The organism is Kitasatospora sp. NPDC048715 (assembly GCF_043198905.1).
In the GTDB taxonomy this organism is placed as follows: domain Bacteria; phylum Actinomycetota; class Actinomycetes; order Streptomycetales; family Streptomycetaceae; genus Kitasatospora; species Kitasatospora lactacystinica.
In genome coordinates this window covers 116,120-136,615 of record NZ_JBICVH010000027.1, presented here as the reverse complement: position 1 = coordinate 136,615, position 20,496 = coordinate 116,120, and the positions used below count along the sequence as shown (strand labels likewise).

General features: G+C 74.8%; 16 protein-coding genes. 13 read left to right on the top strand and 3 right to left on the bottom strand.

Going from position 1 to position 20,496, the window contains the following annotated elements; translation table 11 throughout:
• Positions 1 to 280 precede the first annotated feature (280 nt).
• The 6 genes from ACGFSC_RS39175 (at position 281) to ACGFSC_RS39150 (ending at position 4,978) form a co-directional block, all read left to right on the top strand.
• Positions 281 to 1,144: a helix-turn-helix domain-containing protein gene (locus tag ACGFSC_RS39175; RefSeq protein ID WP_380352583.1), complete on the top strand. Its 864-nt coding sequence runs from the start codon at positions 281 to 283 to the stop codon at positions 1,142 to 1,144.
• A gap of 96 nt (positions 1,145 to 1,240) precedes the next feature.
• Positions 1,241 to 2,761 carry a 30S ribosomal protein S12 methylthiotransferase RimO gene (rimO, locus tag ACGFSC_RS39170; RefSeq protein WP_359913896.1) on the top strand — a complete coding sequence of 507 codons (1,521 nt, stop codon included), beginning with the start codon at positions 1,241 to 1,243 and terminating at the stop codon, positions 2,759 to 2,761.
• Positions 2,758 to 3,396 carry a CDP-diacylglycerol--glycerol-3-phosphate 3-phosphatidyltransferase gene (gene pgsA, locus ACGFSC_RS39165; protein ID WP_359913893.1) on the top strand — a complete coding sequence of 213 codons (639 nt, stop codon included), beginning with the start codon at positions 2,758 to 2,760 and terminating at the stop codon, positions 3,394 to 3,396. The genes rimO and pgsA overlap by 4 nt, the downstream gene beginning before the upstream one ends.
• Before the next feature lie 17 nt (positions 3,397 to 3,413).
• A complete protein-coding gene (locus tag ACGFSC_RS39160) occupies positions 3,414 to 3,926 on the top strand; it encodes a CinA family protein (RefSeq protein ID WP_380352587.1) in 513 nt (170 codons plus the stop codon).
• A 319-nt stretch (positions 3,927 to 4,245) separates the two neighbouring features.
• Entirely contained in the window at positions 4,246 to 4,614 is a 369-nt protein-coding gene (locus tag ACGFSC_RS39155) for a helix-turn-helix transcriptional regulator (RefSeq protein ID WP_359913890.1), read from the top strand.
• Between the two features lie 55 nt (positions 4,615 to 4,669).
• A complete protein-coding gene (locus ACGFSC_RS39150) occupies positions 4,670 to 4,978 on the top strand; it encodes a hypothetical protein (RefSeq protein WP_359913887.1) in 309 nt (102 codons plus the stop codon).
• A gap of 94 nt (positions 4,979 to 5,072) precedes the next feature.
• Here ACGFSC_RS39150 and ACGFSC_RS39145 read toward each other — a convergent pair whose 3' ends face one another.
• Entirely contained in the window at positions 5,073 to 9,782 is a 4,710-nt protein-coding gene (locus ACGFSC_RS39145) for an ATP-dependent helicase (RefSeq protein ID WP_380352589.1), read from the bottom strand.
• A gap of 212 nt (positions 9,783 to 9,994) precedes the next feature.
• Here ACGFSC_RS39145 and ACGFSC_RS39140 point away from each other — a divergent pair, with 212 nt between their 5' ends.
• The 7 genes from ACGFSC_RS39140 (at position 9,995) to rny (ending at position 17,689) form a co-directional block, all read left to right on the top strand.
• Positions 9,995 to 11,593, top strand: a complete 1,599-nt coding sequence (locus ACGFSC_RS39140) for a S8 family serine peptidase (RefSeq protein WP_359907127.1) — start codon at positions 9,995 to 9,997, stop codon at positions 11,591 to 11,593.
• 113 nt (positions 11,594 to 11,706) lie between these two features.
• Positions 11,707 to 12,297 carry a GNAT family N-acetyltransferase gene (locus tag ACGFSC_RS39135; protein WP_359907125.1) on the top strand — a complete coding sequence of 197 codons (591 nt, stop codon included), beginning with the start codon at positions 11,707 to 11,709 and terminating at the stop codon, positions 12,295 to 12,297.
• A complete protein-coding gene (locus ACGFSC_RS39130; RefSeq protein WP_359907122.1) occupies positions 12,294 to 12,488 on the top strand; it encodes a DUF3046 domain-containing protein in 195 nt (64 codons plus the stop codon). Before ACGFSC_RS39135 ends, ACGFSC_RS39130 begins: the two co-directional genes overlap by 4 nt.
• Positions 12,489 to 12,525: 37 nt before the next feature.
• Complete coding sequence (locus ACGFSC_RS39125) at positions 12,526 to 13,752, top strand: AI-2E family transporter (protein ID WP_392864961.1); 1,227 nt, start codon at positions 12,526 to 12,528, stop codon at positions 13,750 to 13,752.
• Positions 13,753 to 13,948: 196 nt separating this feature from the next.
• A complete protein-coding gene (gene recA, locus ACGFSC_RS39120) occupies positions 13,949 to 15,073 on the top strand; it encodes a recombinase RecA (protein WP_359907120.1) in 1,125 nt (374 codons plus the stop codon).
• Positions 15,074 to 15,077: 4 nt separating this feature from the next.
• Positions 15,078 to 16,085, top strand: a complete 1,008-nt coding sequence (gene recX / locus ACGFSC_RS39115; RefSeq protein ID WP_359907117.1) for a recombination regulator RecX — start codon at positions 15,078 to 15,080, stop codon at positions 16,083 to 16,085.
• Positions 16,086 to 16,219: 134 nt separating this feature from the next.
• A complete protein-coding gene (rny, locus tag ACGFSC_RS39110) occupies positions 16,220 to 17,689 on the top strand; it encodes a ribonuclease Y (protein ID WP_359907114.1) in 1,470 nt (489 codons plus the stop codon).
• 76 nt (positions 17,690 to 17,765) lie between these two features.
• On the opposite strand, the gene ACGFSC_RS39105 is transcribed toward rny, so the two are convergent.
• Complete coding sequence (locus ACGFSC_RS39105) at positions 17,766 to 19,493, bottom strand: FAD-dependent monooxygenase (RefSeq protein ID WP_359907111.1); 1,728 nt, start codon at positions 19,491 to 19,493, stop codon at positions 17,766 to 17,768.
• A 122-nt stretch (positions 19,494 to 19,615) separates the two neighbouring features.
• The gene (locus ACGFSC_RS39100) at positions 19,616 to 20,464 is read right to left on the bottom strand and encodes an amino acid ABC transporter permease (protein WP_359907108.1); all 849 of its coding nucleotides are present in this window, start codon (positions 20,462 to 20,464) and stop codon (positions 19,616 to 19,618) included.
• Positions 20,465 to 20,496: the final 32 nt, after the last annotated feature.

Sequence of the window (20,496 nt, the reverse complement as noted above, 5' to 3'; positions counted from 1 at the left end):
GGACGGGCCCGGTCGGGGCCCGGCCCGTGTCCTGGGCGAGGTGTCACTCGTTCGGAGGGGGGTAGGCGCCACGTGGGGAACCGAACGTGCGTACACCGCGTCACACCGCGGAAAGCGGACCCCGGGTTCCCCGCGCGGCCGCGCTGACGGCCCGTCGGCGCGGTGCCGGACCCCGGTCGGACCGGGAGTGCGCATTCGGCCCGTTCCGCTTGAGAAACGATCCGCCCACGCCCCTAGACTGTTCCCCAGCAGGTGGCCATCCGCTCGAAAGGCGTGCCCCGTGACCATCGGCAAGTCCTCCGACCGCGAGAACACCATGCCGCCCCTCGAACCGGCCGACGACGTGGTGCAGGCGGCCGATGCCCCGAGCATCGGCCGGGTGCTGTCCACCGCCCGGATCGACGCGGGGCTCACGGTGGACCAGGTGAGTACCGCCACCCGGGTCCGGGTGCCGATCGTCCATGCCGTCGAGGCGGACGACTTCGCCCGCTGCGGCGGCGACTTCTACGCCCGCGGGCACATCCGCCTGATCGCCCGGGTGGTCGGTCTGGACGGTGAGGCGCTGGTCGCCCGGTACGACGCCGCGCACGGCGGCCCGCCCGCCGCCAGGCGCCCGGCGACCCAGCTGATCGACAGCGGCCCGATCAAGGTGCCCCGCCGCGGCCGGCCGAACTGGGCGGCCGCCATGGTCGCCGCGATCGTCGCCGTGGTCGCGCTGATCGGCTTCAACCTGGTCAGCGGCACGGGCGGGCGCGGCACCACCGGCTCGGCCAGCGCGCCGCTGCCCAGCGGCTCGGGGACCGGCTCGGTGGCCCCCGCCGCCACGCCCGCCGTCCAGCCGCCGGCTCCCGTGCCCAGCGCCGCCGCGATCGCCGCCGTCCCGGCCGACAAGGTCACCGTGAAGCTGGTCGCCGAGGGCACCAGCTGGGTCTCGGCGATGGACGGCAGCGGAAAGTCGCTGTTCCAGAACAACATCAGCAACGGCCAGGACCAGACCTTCACCGACCCCCGGCAGATCAAGCTGGTGCTCGGCAACGGCGGGGCCGTGCACGCGTACGTCAACGGGAAGGACCTCGGCCTCCTCGGCAAGGACGGCCAGGTGGTGCACGTCACGTACACCCCCGGAGACCCGCAGGCTGGCTGACCACAGGGGCCGGACGGCCCGCTGATGATCAGCTGATCCGAGGCGCGCGGACTCCGGGGCCAACGGCACCGGAGCCCGCGCGTTAATCTTGGGCCTATGCCTGAACGCCGTACTGTCGCCCTTGTCACGCTCGGATGCGCCCGCAACGAGGTGGACTCCGAGGAACTCGCCGGGCGACTGGAAGCCGACGGCTGGTTGCTCGTCGACGACGCCGCCGAAGCGGACGTCGCCGTGGTCAACACCTGCGGCTTCGTCGAGGCCGCCAAGAAGGACTCCGTGGACGCCCTGCTGGAGGCCAACGACCTCAAGGGGCACGGCCGCACCCAGGCCGTCGTCGCGGTCGGTTGCATGGCCGAGCGGTACGGCAAGGAGCTCGCCGACGCGCTGCCCGAGGCCGACGGCGTGCTCGGCTTCGACGACTACACCAACATCTCCGACCGCCTGCAGACGATCCTCTCCGGCGGCCACCACGCCCCGCACCTGCCCCGCGACCGCCGCAAGCTGCTGCCGATCAGCCCGGCCGAGCGGCAGTCCGCCGCCGAGGCCGTCGCGCTGCCCGGCCACGGCGCCGAGGCCCCCGCCGAGCCGATCACCGACCTGCCGGACGGCGTCGCCCCCGCCTCCGGCCCGCGCACCCTGCGCAAGCGGCTGGACGACAACCCGGTGGCCTCGGTCAAGCTCGCCTCCGGCTGCGACCGCCGCTGCTCCTTCTGCGCCATCCCGGCCTTCCGCGGCTCCTTCATCTCCCGGCGCCCCTCCGACGTGCTGAACGAGGCCCAGTGGCTGGCCGGGCAGGGCGTGCGGGAGATCGTCCTGGTGAGCGAGAACAACACCTCGTACGGCAAGGACCTCGGCGACATCCGGCTGCTGGAGACGCTGCTCGGCGAGATCGCCGCGATCGAGGGCGTCGAGCGGGTCCGGGTCTCCTACCTCCAGCCGGCCGAGATGCGCCCGGGCCTGATCGACTCGATGACCGGGACCGCCGACGTGGTGCCCTACTTCGACCTGTCCTTCCAGCACTCGGCACCCGCCGTGCTGCGCCGGATGCGCCGCTTCGGCTCCACCGACCAGTTCCTGGAACTGCTGGGGACCATCCGCGGCAAGGCCCCGCAGGCCGGCGCCCGGTCCAACTTCATCGTCGGCTTCCCCGGTGAGACCGAGGAGGACTTCGCCGAGCTGGAGCGCTTCGTCACCCACGCCGGGCTGGACGCGATCGGCGTCTTCGGCTACTCGGACGAGGACGGCACCGAGGCCGCGACCTACGACGGCAAGCTCGCCGAGGACGTGATCGCCGACCGCCTGGACCGGCTGAGCCGGCTGGCCGAGGAGATGACCGCCCAGCGGGCCGAGCAGCGGATCGGCACCGAGGTCGAGGTGCTGATCGAGTCGATCGAGGACGGCGTGGTCGAGGGCCGCTCCGCCCACCAGGCCCCGGAGACCGACGGCCTGACCACCCTCACCGGCGTCGAGGCGCCCGGGATCGGCCAGTTCTGGCGGGCCAAGGTGGTCGCCAGCGAGGGCGTCGACCTGATCGCCGAGGCGCTGGAGCAGGTGCGACCGCCCAGGACCCCGGGCGCCGAGGTCACGGGGGCCACGGTCTCGGGAGTCGGGGAATGACCAAGGGGCCCGTCGCCCCGGCCGCGGCCCACCCGGGCAGACCGGTGGCCGCGGCGGCGTCCGCCCCGGGGGTCTGGAACATCGCCAACGTGCTCACGATGGTCCGGGTGCTGCTGGTGCCGGTCTTCGTGGCCCTGCTGTTCGCCGACGACGGGCACAACCCCAAGTGGCGCGCGGTCGCCTGGGCGGCGTTCGCGATCGCGATGATCACCGACCTGTTCGACGGCGAGCTCGCCCGGCGCAAGGGCCTGGTCACCGACTTCGGCAAGATCGCCGACCCGATCGCCGACAAGGCGATCATGGGCTCGGCGCTGATCGGCCTCTCGGTGCTCGGCGACCTGCCCTGGTGGGTCACCGTGGTGATCCTGGCCCGCGAGCTCGGCATCACGCTGATGCGCTTCTGGGTGATCCGCTACGGCGTCATCCCGGCCAGCCGCGGCGGCAAGCTCAAGACGCTCACCCAGGGCACCGCGGTCGGCATGTACGTGCTGCCGCTGACCGGCTGGCTGGCCACCGGGCGGGCCGTGCTGATGGGCCTGGCGGTAGTGCTGACCGTCGGCACCGCGCTGGACTACATCGGACAGGCGGTGCGACTGCGCCGCGAGGGACAGGCCGCGGCCCGGGCCGGCCGCTGAGCGACGGGGGAGACCGGGTGGCGGAGCGGGACGTGGCGCAGCGGGACGCGGCGGAGCGGGACTACGAGCTGGCGGAGCGGGCGCACGCCGCGCTGCGGGCCGAGGGCGGCACGCTCGCGGTCGCCGAATCGCTGACCGGGGGTCTGCTGGCCGCCGCGCTGGTGGACGTCCCCGGGGCGTCCGCGACCTTCCGGGGCTCGGTCACCGCGTACGCGACCGAACTGAAGGCCTCGGTGCTCGGGGTCGACGAGGGCCTGCTGGACGTGTACGGGCCGGTCCATCCGGTGGTGGCCCGGCAGATGGCCGAGGGCGTGCGCGGATTGCTGGGGGCCACGTACGGGCTCGCGACGACCGGGGTGGCCGGGCCCGACCCGCAGGACGGGCGGCCGGTGGGCACGGTGCACCTGGCGGTCGCCGGCCCGGGGGGAACTCTGGTCAGTTCTCCCCTGCTGTCGGGGGGTCGTGCCACAATCCGTCACGGGGCGGTGACCGCGGCGCTGGAGCTGCTGGTCGGTCGGTTCGCACGGTAGGAGCCCCGCCGGGCGGGGATCTCCACCGAACCGGGATCCGGCGATCCGGTGCGCGGGTATGGGACAGCTGGAGGATCGTGTTACATCCAACACCCTGGTTGGGCAGAAACCAGGTGGCGAACGAGTTGCGTGACGGTGGCGGGGCGGGTCGCGACGGGTACCACGAGGGGCCCGCGAACCCCGGTACGACACCGGAACGAGGAGGGGGACGGCCTTGCAGCCCAGAGTGAACACGACCAGGGTCCCCGCACGCGAAGCGGGCAAGGCGGTACGGTGGGGTCGTGACATCTCGATCCGCAGTCCGAGGAGGGAGGCACCGATGATCCTGCTTCGTCGCCTACTGGGCGATGTACTGCGTCGGCAGCGCCAGCGCCAGGGCCGCACACTCCGCGAGGTGTCGGCGGCCGCCAGGGTTTCGCTCGGATACCTCTCCGAGGTCGAGCGGGGACAGAAGGAGGCGTCCTCGGAGCTGCTCTCCGCCATCTGCGACGCGCTCGATGTCCGGATGTCCGAGGTCATGCGCGAGGTCAGCGACGAACTGTCGCTCGCCGAACTTGCGGCGATGGCCACCCTCTCCGAAGGTGATCTGCTGAGGCCGGTACTCGAACCGGTTCCGCTGCCCGCCCCCGGCGCCGACCGGGCGACCCTGTCGCCCAAGGCCGCCGCGATGGACGTGGTCGCCGCCTGATCCCGGCCTCGACTCCCGGGCGCCCCTGCCCGGGGCGAGCGAAGGGAGGGCGGTCGTGCGAACAGACGCGCAGACGCGCCCGATGGCCCGAATACGGGCCCGGGCGCGGCTGTCCACCCGGGTACGGCGTCCGGTGCGCCGGCTGCTGGCGCTCTCGGCGGCCGGGCTCGCCTGGTGGCTCCTGGTGGTCCGGGGGCAGCTGACCGACGGTGCGGTGCTGGGGCTGCTCGCGGCCGGCGGCTGGGGACTCGGTCTCATCCCGGTCCACGCCGACTGGAACGCGACCGGACCGGCCCGGCGTCCGCGGGCGGAGCCGGTGGCACCGGTGGAGCCGGTGGAGGTACAGCTGCCGCCGACCGGGTGATTCGACGGGGCCGGAGGCCGCGGGGTCCGACCCCGCGGCCTCCGGCCTTTCGGCGTTCCCCCACGGTCCCCGCGGCGGGGCCGGAACCGCGCGGTCAGGGGCGCAGGCGCAGGCCGCGCGGGGTGGCGTGGAAGCCGGCCTCCTCCAGGGCGCGGCCGAGATCCGAGCCGAGGGCGGGCTCGCCGTTGGCCCGCTCGACCGTCACGCTGCCGAGCGCGCCCTCCCGGACGGCGGCCGCGAGCGCCCCGGCCGCCAGCGCCAGGGTGGCTCCGTCCTGCGGCCAGGCCAGCAGGGACTTGCCGCCGCGCTCGACGTACAGCGCCGGCTCGCCGTCCACCAGGACCACCAGGGCGCCCGCCTTGCGCCCCGGGCGGTGGGCGGTGGACTCCTTGCCGCCGGGGGCGGTGGGCGGCTCGGGCCAGGGCAGGGCGGCGCCGTACGCGTTGGCCGGGTCCGCTGCCGCCAGCACCAGCGTCTGCGGCGGCTCGCCCAGCGGGGCGGCCGGCCACTCGGCGGCCCGGGCCCGCTCCAGCCGGCCGTTCACCGAGCGCAGCCGGTCCGCCGCGCCCTCCATGGCGAACTGGGCGCCGCCCAGGCCCTCGACGAAGTAGCCCCGGCGGGCCCGGCCGCGCTCCTCCATCGCGGCGAGCACCCGGTAGACGCCGGCGAAGCCGCCGGGCACCCGTTCGGCCGCCACCGTGCCCCGGGTGAGCAGGCCGTGCCGGTCCAGCAGGCTCTGCGCCCGGGCGGTGGCCCGGACCGTCGGGTCGGCGGCGAAGGCGGGCAGCAGCGACCACCGGCCGGCCACCGTCGGCGGGCCGCTGCGCAGGGCGCCGCCGACCCGGCCGAAGGCGCGGCCGGCGCCGCCGTAGCGGCCGCGCGGGGTGGACCTCGGCGCGCGGTGGGCGGTGGCGCCCGCCGTCCGGCCGGAGCCGAGCAGGGCGCGCAGCGGGGCGAGGGTGTCGTTGGTGACGTGACCGGCCCAGACCAGGTCCCAGAGCGCCTCGACGATCTCCGCCTCGGCGGTCTCCTCCGGCAGCTGCTGGACGAGCTGGCGGAAGAACAGGCCGTAGCCGCCGGCCAGCGCGGACATCAGGGCGCTGTGCACCGGGGTGAGCGCGGGCGGAACGGGCTCGGGGCGCAGCAGGTGGGCGTTCTCGGCGAGGTGCAGGCTGAGCCAGCCGTCCTTGCCGGGCAGCGCGCCGGCCCCGCACCAGCCGACCTCGCCGGCCGCCATCAGCTCGTCCAGCAGACCGGGGGAGTAGTCGGTGAGCCGGGCCGGGAGGATCAGCTTCTCCAGCGCGGAGGCGGGCAGGGCGGTGCCCTGGAGCTGCTCGACCACCCGCAGCAGGCCGTCCGGGCCGCGCAGCCGGTGGCCGGACAGGTGCTGCCACTGCGGCAGGAAGGCGGCCAGGGCGCGCGGCGGGACCGGCTCGACCTCCTGGCGCAGGGCCGCCAGCGAGCGGCGGCGCAACCGGCGCAGCACCTCGGCGTCGCACCACTCGGGGGCGGTGTGGCTCTCGGAGGGCCTGAAGCGGCCCTGGACCAGCCGGCCGGCGGCGGTCAGGCGGTGCAGGGTGCCGGCGACCACGGCGCCGCCCAGGCCGTAGCGGGCGGCGGCCTCCGCGGCGGTGAACGGGCCGTGGGTGCGGGCGTGGCGGGCGATCAGATCGCCCAGCGGATCCTTGACCGGTTCGGTGAAGGCCTCCGGGACACCCACCGGCAGCGGCGTGCCCAGCGCGTCGCGCAGCCGTCCGGCGTCCTCGATCGCCGTCCAGCGCTGCTCGCCGGCGATCCGGACCTGGATCACCCGGCGGGCCGCCTCCAGCTCCAGGGCCCAGAGCGGATCGGCGCCGCGGAGCGTCAACTCGGCCTCGGTGAGCGGGCCGAGCAGGCGCAGGGCGTCGGCGACACCCTCGGCGTCCTTGATCCGGCGCTCGGGGGTGAGGCGCTGGAGCTCGGCCTCCAGCTCGGTGAGCACCTGCGGGTCGAGCAGTTCGCTCAGTTCGGCCTGGCCGAGGAGTTCGGACAGCAGCCGGGAGTCGAGCGAGAGGGCGGCGGCACGGCGCTCGGCGAGCGGGGTGTCGCCCTCGTAGAGGAACTGGGCGACGTAGCCGAACAGCAGCGAGCGGGCGAAGGGCGAGGGTTCCGGGGTGGTGACCTCGACCAGGCGGACGGCGCGGGACTCCAGATCGCCCATCAGCTCGACCAGGCCGGGGACGTCGAACACGTCCTGCAGGCACTCCCGGACGGCCTCCAGGACGATCGGGAACGAGCCGTACTCGGAGGCGACTTCGAGCAACTGGGCGGCGCGCTGGCGCTGCTGCCAGAGCGGGGTGCGGCGGCCGGGGCTGCGGCGGGGGAGCAGCAGGGCGCGGCCGGCGCACTCCCGGAAGCGGGAGGCGAACAGGGCGGAGCCGCCGACCTGGTCGGTGACCAGCTGCTCGATCTCGCCGGGGTCGAACAGGGCGGCGTCGGCGCCGACCGGCGCCTCGTCCGGGACCGTCTGCTCCGGGGGGCCGCCGAAGTCGAAGTCGGCGGCCAGCAGGTCGGCGTCGGGCAGGCGCAGCACGATGCCGTCGTCGGCGTGCATGACCTGCGGGTCCAGGCCGTGCTTCTCGCGCAGCCGGGCGCCGAGGGCGAGCGCCCAGGGGGCGTGCACCTGGGCGCCGAAGGGGGAGTGGATGACGATCCGCCAGTCGCCGAGCTCGTCCCGGAAGCGCTCGACCACGATGGTGCGGTCGTCCGGGAGGTGGCCGCAGGCGGCGCGCTGCTCGGCCAGGTAGTCCAGCAGGTTGGCGGCCGCCCAGTCGTCCAGGCCGGCCTGCTGGAGGCGCGCGGTGGCGGCCTCGGGCCGGAGGGCGCCCAGTTCGCGGGTGAAGGCGCCGAGGGCGCGGCCGAGTTCGAGCGGACGGCCGAGGGTGTCGCCCTTCCAGAACGGGAGCCGGCCGGGGACGCCGGGAGCCGGGGTGACCAGCACCTTGTCGTGGGTGATCTCCTCGATCCGCCAGGAGGTGGTGCCGAGGGTGAACACGTCGCCGACGCGGGACTCGTAGACCATCTCCTCGTCGAGCTCGCCCACCCGTCGCCCGCCACCGCCCTTCTTCCCCGCCTTCGAATCGGACGCGGTGGTGCCGGCGATGAAGACGCCGAACAGGCCGCGGTCGGGGATGGTGCCGCCGGAGGTGACGGCCAGCCGCTGGGCGCCGGGGCGGCCGGTCACCGTGCCGGCCACCCGGTCCCACACCAGGCGGGGGCGCAGCTCGGCGAAGGCGTCCGAGGGGTAGCGGCCGGCCAGCATGTCGAGCACGGCGTCGAACGCGGACTGCGGGAGGGTGGCGAAGGGGGCGGCGCGGCGGACCACGGCGAGCAGCTCGTCCACCGGCCAGGCGTCCAGGGCCGTCATCGCGACCAGCTGCTGGGCGAGCACGTCCAGCGGGTTGCGCGGGATGCGCAGCGACTCGATCCGGCCGGCCCGCATCCGCTCGGTGACCACGGCGGACTGCACGAGGTCCCCCCGGTACTTGGGGAAGAAGACACCGGTGGAGACGGCGCCGACCTGGTGGCCGGCCCGGCCGACCCGCTGCAGGCCGGAGGCGACCGAGGGCGGGGACTCGACCTGGACGACCAGCTCGACGGCGCCCATGTCGATGCCCAGCTCCAGGCTGGAGGTGGCGACCACGGCGGGCAGCCGGCCGGCCTTCAACTCCTCCTCGACGAGCGACCGCTGCTCCTTGGAGACGGAGCCGTGGTGGGCCCGGGCGATCACCGGGGGCGCGCCCTTGGCCGCGCCCGAGCCGCCCATCAGCTCGGCCGGGGCGTGCGCCCCGGGGACGGCGGTGCCGGTGGCGCGCTCGTAGGCGATCTCGTTCAGCCGGTTGCACAGCCGCTCGGCCAGCCGGCGGGAGTTGGCGAAGACGATGGTCGAGCGGTGCGCCTCGACCAGGTCGACGATCCGCTCCTCGACGTGCGGCCAGATCGACGCCTGCCGCTGCGGGTCGGTGCCGGCGGAGCCGCCGGTGGCCGGGGCGGCGGGCAGGTCGTCCAGGTCGGGGACGGGGACGACCACCGAGAGGTCGAACTCCTTCTCGGAGGCGGGCTGGACCACGGCGGCGCCGCGCCGGGGGCTCAGGAAGCGGGCCACCTCCTCGACCGGGCGGACCGTCGCGGACAGGCCGATCCGGCGGGCCGGGCGGTCCAGCAGCTCGTCCAGCCGCTCCAGGCTGAGCGCGAGGTGCGCGCCGCGCTTGGTGCCGGCGACCGCGTGCACCTCGTCCAGGATCACCGTGTCCACGCCGCGCAGGGCCTCCCGGGAGGCGGAGGTGAGCAGCAGGAACAGCGACTCGGGGGTGGTGATCAGGATGTCCGGCGGGTGGGTCGCGAAGCGGCGGCGGTCGGCGGCCGGGGTGTCGCCGGAGCGGATGGCGACCTGGACCTCCGGTTCGGGCAGGCCGAGCCGGACGGCGGCCTGGCGCAGGCCGGCCAGCGGGGCGCGCAGGTTCCGTTCGACGTCCACCGCGAGCGCCTTGAGCGGCGAGACGTAGAGGACCCGGCAGCGGCGCCTGGGCTCGGCGGGGGGCGGGGTGGTGCTGAGGCGGTCGAGGGCGGAGAGGAAGGCGGCCAGCGTCTTGCCGGAGCCGGTGGGGGCGACCACCAGGACGTCCGTCTCCCGCCGGATGGCCCGCCAGGCCTCGGACTGGGCGGCGGTGGGGGCGGAGAAGGCGCCGGTGAACCAGGCCCGGGTGGCCGGGGCGAAACCGGCCAGGGGGTCGTCGGCGGGCGGGGTCGGGTGCGGGGGCGCCATGCCCCCATGGTGCCGGGTGGGACCGACAAGTGGAGGTGGGCCGGGACGGGGGACCTGGAGGGCGGTTCGGGAGGGGACGGGCGGGAGGTGCGGGGGAGGGGTGCGGGGAGGGGTGCAAGCCGGGGAGCAGAAACAACAATCCGCTCATATGGTGAGGAATCGGATGCTTGATCCAGTCGTGACCCACCGGACCGACGAGCGGAGACCGTGCGATGGCGCAGGTGCACCCGTCGGGCAGGACCGTCCGGCGCCGCCGGGCCGGCGGGCCCGCCCGGGCGCTGCTCGCGATGCTGCTCACGGCGCTCGTGGTGGGTGGCGCCGTCCCGTACGTGTCCGGATCGGGGCGGGCGTACCTCAGCTACCTGGTGCTGGCCGAGGGCGAGGACGCCGCCGGCGCGGCCCGGGCCGGAACGGAGAGCCGGGCCGTGGGCGGGCAGGTGGTCCAGGAGTACCCGCAGATCGGGGCCGCGCTGGTGTACGCGACCGGCCCGTTCGCCGACCGGGTGCGGGCCCGGCCCGGGATCGCCGCCGTCGGGGCGACCAGGACCGCGCCGGTGGTCGCGCCGCCGCGGGCGGTGGCGGGGGCGGGCGACTTCTCGGCGGGCACCGGCGCGCGGCCGGCGGCCGGGACGGGCCGGAGCGGGGACGTCCTTCCGCGCGGTGGTGACCGGGCGGACTCCGGGACCGTGACGGTGCCCGATCCGGGGGAGGCGGGCGCCTGGAACCTCGCCATGGTCGGGGGCGCCGGCGTCCGGGCGGGCGATGCCTCGGCGGTGTCCGGTGGCGCGCCGCCGGCCGCAGGCGCGGTGCGGGGCGGGGGTTCGGCGCCGGCCGGGGCTGCGGTGCCGGGCGCCGACGTGCTGCACAAGGTGCTGGTCGCCGTGCTGGACTCCGGCGTCGACGACACCCACCCGGACCTGCGTGCCGCCGTCGACCCCAAGGCCTCCGCCTCCTGCGCGGACGGCCGGCCCGACGCCCGGACCGGCGCCTGGCGGCCGGACCCCGGGGTGGTCGAGAGCGGCCACGGCACGCACGTCGCCGGGATCGTGGGCGCCACCCGGGACGGCCACGGCGTCACCGGGGTCGCGCCGGGCGTACGGATCGCCGCCGTCCGGCTGCTCGGGCCGCTCGGGCAGTACTACGCCGAGAACGTCGTCTGCGGCATGCTCTGGGCCGCCGACCACGGGGCCAGGGCGATCAACAACAGCTACTTCGCCGACCCGTGGAAGTACAACTGCCCCGAGGACCGGGACCAGGCCGCACTGACCGCGGCCGTCGGGCGGGCCGTCGGGTACGCCCGGCGGAAGGGGGCGGTGGTGGTCGCCTCGGCGGGCAACGACGGGCAGGACCTCGGCGCCGGGCGGACCGACGACCGGAGCCCCAACGACCGGCTCTCGGGGCCGGCGCCCGTCCGCCACCTGGGCACCGAGTGCGTGCGGCTGCCCGGCGAGCTTCCCGGGGTGGTCACCGTCACCGCGGTCAACCGGGACGGGCACCCGGCGGGCTACTCCAACTACGGGCGCGGACGGGTCTCGCTGGCCGCGCCGGGGGGCGACCCGGACGGCGGGCCGCAGGGCGCGATCGTCTCCGACTGGCCGGACGGGCGGTACGCCGCGCTGGCGGGGACCTCGATGGCGGCCGCGCACGTGACCGGGGCGGTGGCGGTGGTGGCGGCCCTGCGTCCGGAACTGGGGGCGGACGGGCTGGCGGGGGTGCTGGCGGGGGCGGCGGCACCGGGGTGTCCCGCGGGGGTGTTCGGCTGCGGGGAGCGGCAGTACTTCGGTGCGGGGCTGCTGGCGCTGCCCCGGTGACGGGGGCGCGGATTCCGTTGCGGGCGCGCGGGCCGCGCCCCGCGCGCCCGTCGGGTGGTGGGGGCGGGGAAAAGCAGGTGACGGGGCGGCGGGACGGGGGTGAGGATCGGGGCATGGGTGAATCGGACGCGGCGGTGTTCCTGACGACCGAGCGGCTGGTGCTGCGGCGCTTCACGGCGGCGGACGCGGACCGGCTCGTGGAGCTGGACGGGGACCCCGCGGTGATGCGCTTCCTCACCGGGGGGCGCCCGAGCCCGCGGGAGTGGGTCGAGGAGGAGTTGTTGCCGCAGTACCTGGAGCACTACCGGCGGTACGGCGACCTCGGCTGGTGGGCGGCCGAGGAGCGGGCGGGCGGGGCGTTCCTGGGGTGGTTCGAGTTCCGGCCGACGCGGGAGGGGGAGCGCGGGGAGGTCGAGCTCGGGTACCGCCTGCGGCGGGCCGCGTGGGGGCGCGGGTACGCGACGGAGGGAGCGCGGGCGCTGGTCCGGCGCGGGTTCATGGAGCTGGGGGTGGAGCGGGTGGTGGCGTACACCATGACGGTGAACGCGGGCTCGCGGCGGGTGATGGAGAAGAGCGGGCTGTCGTACGTCCGTACGTTCCGCGAGGACTACCCGGAGACGATCCCGGGCAGTGAGCACGGTGAGGTCGAGTACGCGCTGACGGCCGGGGACTGGCGGGCGCGGTCCGGGATAATCGGGGCATGAGGCTGACGGATTTCTGGCGACGGATGTACGCGCACTTCGGGGAGTCGTACGCGGAGTCGTTCGCGACCGACCACGTGATGAGCGAGCTGGGCGGGCGGACGGTGCGCCAGGCGCTGGAGTCGGGCTGGGAGGCCAAGGACGTCTGGCGCGTGGTCTGCGACACCCAGGGCGTCTCCGGCGTGCTGCGCTGAGTGCCGGCCTCCGGGCGGCATGGGACAGACTGTTCGGGTGACAAATAGCGCAGAGCAGAAGAATTCGGACCGGAGCGCCGAGGGCGCTCCGGTGGGCGGGGGGCTCTGGGGCGGCGGGATGCCGCGCTGGCTGCCGCGGGCGATGGTGCTGTTCCTGGTGCTGGTGGGGGTGTTCCAGCTCGCCGACTGGGCGTTCCGGCAGCTGATCGACCTGTTCGTGATGCTGCTGGTGTCGTTCTTCCTGTCGCTGGCGCTGGAGCCGGCCGTGGACCGGATGGCGGCGCGGGGGGTGCGCCGGGGGATGGGGACCTTCCTGGTGTTCGTGGCGGTCGGGGCCGCGGTGGTGGGCTTCCTCGCCGCGCTCGGCACGCTGCTGGTCGACCAGGTGGCGAAGATCGCGGGGGACCTTCCGCACCTGGTCGACAATCTGATCGGCTGGATCAACCGGACCTTCCACCAGGACCTCTCGCTGGGCGAGTTGCAGAATCGGTTGCTCAAGGACTCCGGCACCATCGAGAACTACGTCCAGCAGGCCGCCGACAACGTCTGGGGCGTCTCGTCCACCGTGATCGGCGGGCTCTTCCAGGCCTTCACGGTCGGGCTGTTCACCTTCTACTTCACCGCCGAGGGCCCGCGGGTGCGCCGGACGGTCTGTTCGATGCTGCCGCCCGCCAAGCAGGGCGAGGTGCTGCGGGCCTGGGAGATCGCGCTCGCCAAGACCGGCGGCTACCTGTACTCCCGGGCGCTGCTCGCGGTGGTGTCGGCCGCCGGGCACTGGGTGATGTTCGAACTGCTGAACCTGCCGTACGCGGCGGCGCTGGCGGTCTGGGTCGGCGTCATGTCGCAGTTCGTGCCGACCCTCGGGACGTACCTGGCCGGGACGCTGCCGGTGCTGGTGGCGCTGACGGTGGAGCCGGTGGACGCGCTCTGGGTGCTGGTCTTCGTGGTGGTCTACCAGCAGGTCGAGAACTACCTGCTGCAGCCGCGGATCACCGCGCGGACGGTGGACGTGCACCCGGCGGTGGCCTTCGGCTCGGTGATCGCGGGCGCGGCGCTGCTCGGCGCGGTCGGCGCGGTGATCGCGATCCCGGCGGCGGCCACGCTCCAGGGCTTCGTGGGGACGTACGTGCGGCGGTACGAGGTGGCCACCGATCCGCGGATCGACCGGGGCGAGCAGCGGCGGGCGCGGCGGGAGCTGCGCCGGGAGGCGGCCCGGCGGCTGCGCCGGATGGTCGGCGGGGACGGGACGAGGCGCGGGGAGTGACCCGGGGCGCCGCCCCCGGGGGGTGTCCCGGGGGCGGCACGGCCCGGACGTGCGACGCTTGAATCGAACAGATGTTCTTTGTACTCTCCGGCGAGGAGTTTTCCACAGGCCGAGCCCGATCGAGCCCGTTTGTCAGTGGGACGCGCTAGCGTCGAGGACGATGAAGCGCACAGCACAGAACCCGAGGGAAAAAGCCATGGCAGGTACGGACCGCGAGAAGGCCCTGGAGACCGCTCTCGCCCAGATCGAGCGGCAGTTCGGCAAGGGCTCGGTGATGCGCCTCGGCGAGAAGGCCAACGAGCCGGTCGAGGTGATCTCCACCGGGTCCACCGCCCTGGACGTCGCCCTCGGGGTCGGCGGCATCCCGCGCGGCCGGGTGGTCGAGATCTACGGCCCCGAGTCCTCCGGCAAGACCACCCTGACCCTGCACCTGGCCGCCAACGCCCAGAAGGCCGGCGGCACGGTCGCGTTCGTCGACGCGGAGCACGCGCTCGACCCGGAGTACGCCAAGAAGCTCGGCGTGGACACCGACGCCCTGCTGGTCAGCCAGCCGGACACCGGTGAGCAGGCGCTGGAGATCACCGACATGCTGATCCGCTCCGGCGCGATCGACCTGGTGATCATCGACTCGGTCGCGGCGCTCGTGCCGCGCGCCGAGATCGAGGGCGAGATGGGCGACTCGCACGTCGGTCTGCAGGCCCGACTGATGAGCCAGGCGCTGCGCAAGATCGCCGGTGCGCTGAACCAGTCGAACACCACCGCGATCTTCATCAACCAGCTGCGCGAGAAGATCGGCGTGATGTTCGGTTCGCCGGAGACCACGACGGGTGGCCGGGCGCTGAAGTTCTACGCCTCGGTCCGCCTCGACATCCGCCGGATCGAGACCCTGAAGGACGGCACCGAGGCGGTCGGCAACCGCACCCGCGTCAAGGTGGTCAAGAACAAGGTCGCCGCGCCGTTCAAGCAGGCCGAGTTCGACATCCTCTACGGCGTGGGCATCAGCCGCGAGGGCGGCCTGATCGACATGGGCGTGGAGCACGGCTTCATCCGCAAGTCGGGCGCCTGGTACACCTACGAGGGCGACCAGCTCGGCCAGGGCAAGGAGAACGCCCGCAACTTCCTGCGGGACAACCCGCAGCTCGCCGACGAGATCGAGCGGAAGATCAAGGGCAAGCTCGGCATCGGCCCGAAGGTGGAGGAGCCGGCCGAGGGCGGGGCCGACGCTGCTGCTGCTCCCGCCGCCGACGGCGCCGCCAAGCCGATCACCGCGACCGCCACCAAGACGGCCGCGGCGAAGAAGACGGCGGCGGCCAAGGCCTGATCCGTTGACGCAGTACGACACGGTGGGCGGCGGCCCGGCGGGCCCGGAGGACGACGACTACGGCCCGCCGGACTGGTTCGCCGCAGTCGCGGAGGAACCGGAGCCGGCGGCCGAGAGGCCCGAACGGCGGTCCTCCCGGCGCGACCGCCGCTCCACCACGCAGTGGGCATCCGGCCCCGAGCCGGAGTTCGACCTGGCTCCGGACCGGGCGGTGCGCGGCGCGGCGCCCGGGCCGGAGCCGGCGGAAGCATCGGTCGAGGCGCTCGGCCTGGTCTCCGCCTCCGAGCTGCCCACCGGCCGTCGACGACGGCGCTCGGCCCTGGAGGCCGAGGAACTCGAAGCGGCGGGGCCCGCTTCGGCACCGGCGGCCGCGGAGAGCGGCCGGGGCGGAGGCGAGGCGGCCGGTCACGGGGGTGCGGCCGCCTCGGCCTCCCGTCGCGGCGCCCGTCGGGGCCGTTCCGCGGCCGGGCCGTCCGGGGAGGAGGGCACCGGCCGTGCCTCCCGGAAGCAGGCCGAGGAGTCGGTCGATCCGGAGACCCGCGCGCGGGACATCTGCCTGCGGCTGCTGACCGGCGCCGCCAAGACCCGCAAGCAGCTCGCCGACGCCCTGCGCAAGCGGGAGATCCCGGACGAGGTCGCCGACGAGGTGCTCACCCGGCTCGAAGAGGTCGGGCTGATCGACGACGCGGCCTTCGCCGCGGCCTGGGTGGAGTCCCGGCACGCCGTCCGGGGCCTGTCCCGGCGGGCGCTGACCCAGGAGCTGCGCACCAAGGGCGTCGCCGCCGACCTGGTCGAGCAGGCCGTCGCCCAGGTCGACCACGACGACGAGACGGACGCGGCCCGGGCGCTGGTGGAGCGCAGGCTGCGCTCCACCCGGGGGCTGGACGCACAGGTGCGCACCCGGCGGCTGGTCGGGATGCTGGCCCGGCGCGGCTACTCCGAGGGACTGGCGTTCCGGGTGGTGCGCAGTGCGCTGGAGGAGGAGCGGAGTGAACTGTCGGGTCGGGAGTAGTGGCAGTTCTGTAGGCGTCCTGGAGTGAACCAGGTCAACCCTTGACCCTTTCATGACCCCCACCTAGCCTCGCCATCAGTTCCCGGGGCGCCTCCGTACGGCGGCCCGCGCGGCGACGGGGGAGTGGGCGGCACATGGGGATCTCGGCGGGCACCGGCCCGGGCGGCTCGCTGGTGGCGGTCGCCGGATCGGCCGCGTTCCTGCTGCTGGTGTTCGCGGTGGCCGCCGGGCTGGTGATCAGGCGGCTCCGGGCGGCCCGGCACAGCGCGCTGGCCGAGGCCGAGCGGGCCCGTCGGCGGGCCGAGGAGCAGAGCGCCGGGCAGCGGGCCGAACTCGCCCGGCGCGAGCAGGACATGGCCGAGGAACTGCGCAGGCTGCGCCGCCGCGAGGACGAACTGGCGGAGCGCTCGACCGAGTTGGAGCGGTCCCGGAGCGAGTCCGAGGCGCTGGTCGCCCGCCGGGTGGCGGCGCTGGAGCGGGCCGCCGGGCTCTCCGCCGAGCAGGCCCGCGCCGAACTCCTGCGGGAGGCCGAGGAGTCGGTCCGGCGGGAGGCCGCGGTCACCGTCCGGGAGATCGAGCGCGAGGCCAAGGAGGAGGGCGAGCGCCGGGCCCGGGACATCGTCGCCGGGGCGATCCAGCGGCTGGCGACGGAGCAGACGATGGAGAGCGCCGTCACCGTCCTGCCGCTGCCCAACGAGGACATCAAGGGCCGGATCATCGGTCGGGAGGGCCGCAACATCCGGGCCTTCGAGGCGGTCACCGGCGTGAACCTGATCGTCGACGACACCCCCGAGTCGGTGCAGCTGTCCTGCTTCGACCCGGTCCGCCGGGAGACCGCCCGGCTCACCCTGGAGCAGCTGGTCGAGGACGGCCGGATCCACCCGACCCGGATCGAGCACCTGCACGAGCGCAGCCGGGAGGAGGTCGGGCAGCGCTGCGTCCGGGCCGGCGAGGACGCCCTGCTGGACGCCCGGGTCGGCGCGATGCACCCCGAACTCGTCCGTACCCTGGGCTCGTTGCGCTACCGGGCGTCGTACGGGCAGAACGTGCTCGGGCACCTGCTGGAGTCCGCGCACCTGGCCGGGATGATGGCCGCCGAGCTCGGGGTGGACCCGGAGCCGGTGCGGCGCGCGGCGCTGCTGCACGACATCGGCAAGGCGCTCACCCATGAGTCGGAGGGCAGCCACGCGGCGGTGGGCGCGGAGCTCGCCCGGCGGTACGGCGAGTCCCCCGAGGTGGTGCACGCGATCGCCGCCCACCACAACGAGGTCGATCCCCGGACGGTGACGGCCGTGCTGACCCAGGCCGCGGACGGCTGCTCGGGCGGTCGGCCGGGCGCCCGCAAGGAGTCGCTGGAGCTGTACGTACGGCGGCTGGCGCGGCTGGAGGAGATCGCGCGCTCGCACCAGGGCGTGGCCGAGGTGTACGCGATGCAGGCCGGCCGCGAGGTCCGGGTGATGGTCCGCCCGGACGCGGTGGACGACCTGGGTGCGGAGCTGATCGCCCGTGAGGTCGCCCGCCAGTTCTCCACCGAGCTGACCTACCCGGGCCGGATCCGGGTGACGGTGGTCCGCGAGAGCCGGGCCACGGCGGTGGCCGGCTAGGAGGGCCCGCCAGGAGACCTGCCAGACCTGCCAGGACCTGCAAGGGGACTTGCCTGGGCCGTCCCGCCGGGACCCGTCAGGACACGCCCTGGCTCGGGGAGTCCACCTCGCGGGGCTCGGGCTGCTCGGCCGGGTCGGGGGCCGGGGTGAGCGTGGCCGGGCCGCCGCGGGCGCGGTCGGCGAGGGCGAGGAGGTCCTCGGCGACGGCGCCCTGGGTGACGCCGACGAGGTGGCCGTCCGGGCGGATCAGCAGGACGGTGTGCGGGCCGGCGCCCGGGTAGTCCTCGGTGACCAGCACCTCGGCGGGGACGGGCAGCGCGGCGGCGACCTCGGCGAGGCGGGGCATCAGGCCGGCGCCGAGCCAGTGCTCGGAGGACCAGACGGCGGTGCCGGGGGCGACCAGCAGCAGCAGGAAGGTGGTGCCGAGCCGGGCGTGCAGGTGGTCGGGGGTGCCGTCGTCGGCGAGCACCGGCAGGTCCGGGACGAGCACCCCGGGGGCGGTGGCGGGCAGCAGCTCGCTGAGCGAGGTGGTGCCGCGCGCGCCGCGCTGCACCGGGACCCGGCCGGGGACGCCGGAGGGCGCCGCCGGGTAGGCGGGCGCGCCGCCGAACCGGCCGGTGCCGAGCTGGCCGTCGGCGAGCAGCGGGGCGTGCTTGCGGAAGCCGCCGACCAGCAGCGAGCGCCGGGTCTGCTGCCAGCCGCGCAGCGGGCGCAGCAGCGGCATGGACTGGTCGACCGCGCGCAGCCGGGCGCCGACCGCCCCGCGCCGCTCGGCCTCGTAGCCGTCCAGCAGCGATCCGCCGGGCTGCGGGCCGCCGGAGTGGAGGTGCCAGGCGAGGGCCAGCCGCCAGGCGAGGTTGTCGGCGTCGCGCAGCCCGTCCGGGAGGTTCTGCATGCCGAGGGCGCCGTGCAGGTGGGCGGCGTCGCCGGCCAGGAAGCAGCGGCCGATCCGGAAGCGGGCGGCGAGCCGCTGCTGGGCGGTGTGGTCGGCGGCGGCCAGCAGTTCGAAGCGGGGCAGCTCGCCGCACCAGCCGGTGAGGGTGGAGGTGACCCGGGTGAGCAGGGTGTCGCCGGTGACGATGCCGGGCCAGGTGGCGTGCGGGTCGACCGTCTCGGTGGCGGCGGGCCGGCCGGGGGGCAGTCGCCAGTCGAGCCGCCAGACGCCGTCCGGCAGCGGACGGGCGGAGGCCTCGCGGTCGCCCCGCCACGGGGGCTCGCGGTGCAGGCGGGCGCCGTCGAAGGGCAGGTCGACCCGGACGGTGGCGATGGCGTTGCGGTCGACCGCCGGGCGGCCGGGGAAACGGATCTTCAGGAGCTTGCGGACGGTGGATCTGGCGCCGTCGCAGCCGACCAGGTGGCTGCCGCGCCACCAGGTGGTGGAGCCGTCCTGGGTGCCCGTGGTGCGGATGCTGACGCCGTCCCGGTCCTGTTCGAGTTCGACGACCCGGTTGAGCGGGACCAACTTGATCAGCGGGGTGCCGGTGAGGGCGTCGCGCAGCCCGCGTTGGAGGCGGTGCTGGGGCAGGTGGTAGGTGGGCGAATCGGTGAGGTCGATCCGCAGCACCTCCTGGCGGCGGCGCCAGACGGCGAAGGAGTCCCACAGCGCGGAGTCCGAGGCGGCCCGCGGGTAGCCGATCCGGGTCAGGAAGGCGGCGGTGTCGGCGCCGAGCACGAGGCTGCGCGGGCCCTCGGGACAGAGCCCGGAGCCCTCGTCCAGGACGACGGTGGGTACCTCGTGCCGGGCCAGGGCGAGGGCCAGGGCCAGACCGACCGGTCCGGCCCCGACCACGATCACCGGGTCCATGAGGGAACCTCCGGGCGCGAACCGGCCGATCGGCCGGCGTCAGTTACCGCTGCCGCATATGCCGCGTGGATGCTCCCGGGAGGTGTCACGAAGAGCAATGCAACAGTTCACCTGCGTGTCCGTCAAGCAGAAGCTGAAGTGCGCCGGTTCGCGCCGCGACGGCCACGTGCTTCGATCCAGCGTGCGAGCGCGGTCAACAGAAGGCACATCACGATGTAGATCGGGCCGATCACGAGCACCACGGGGATGTAGGGGAAGCCCGCGGCGTTGATCGGCTGGCTGGCGATCTTCTTGCCCATGAACAACAGTTCGCTGTAGGTGATGACGAAGCCGAGCGAGGTGTCCTTGAGGGTGACGACCAGCTGGCCGATCATCGAGGGCAGCATCGAGCGGACGGCCTGCGGCACCAGGATCGACATCATCACCTGGGTCTTGCGCATGCCGAGCCCGTACGCCGCCTCGCCCTGGCCGCGCGGGACGGCGTTGACGCCGCTGCGGATGATCTCGGCCTGGACCGCCCCGTTGTAGAGGCTGAGGCCGAGCACCAGCGCCCACATCGGCTGCTGGGCGAAGAAGGCGTAGTAGAGCCCGACGATCAGGATCAGCAGCGGCATCGCCCGGAAGAACTGGGTGAAGGCCGTGCAGAACCAGCGGACCGGCCGGTGGTCGGAGAGCTGACCGGCCGCCAGCAGCGCGCCCAGAGTGAGCGAGAAGGCTGCCGCGAGCCCGAAGGCCTCCAGGGTGGACAGCAGGCCGTCCACGATCTGCTGCTGGACGAAGGTGTACTGGAAGGCGTCCCAGAGGCCGGCGTCGAACTGGCCGTTGTCGTTCAGCGCGCTGAAGACGTACCAGAGGAGACCGGCGATGCCGAGCACCGAGAGGACGCCGAACACGCGGTACCGGGTACGGGCCTTCGGGCCGGGGGTGTCGTAGAGGACACTCGCCGACGCCTGACGGTTCAGAACGCTCATGCGCCCACCTCGCTGCGCTCGGCAGGGGCCTT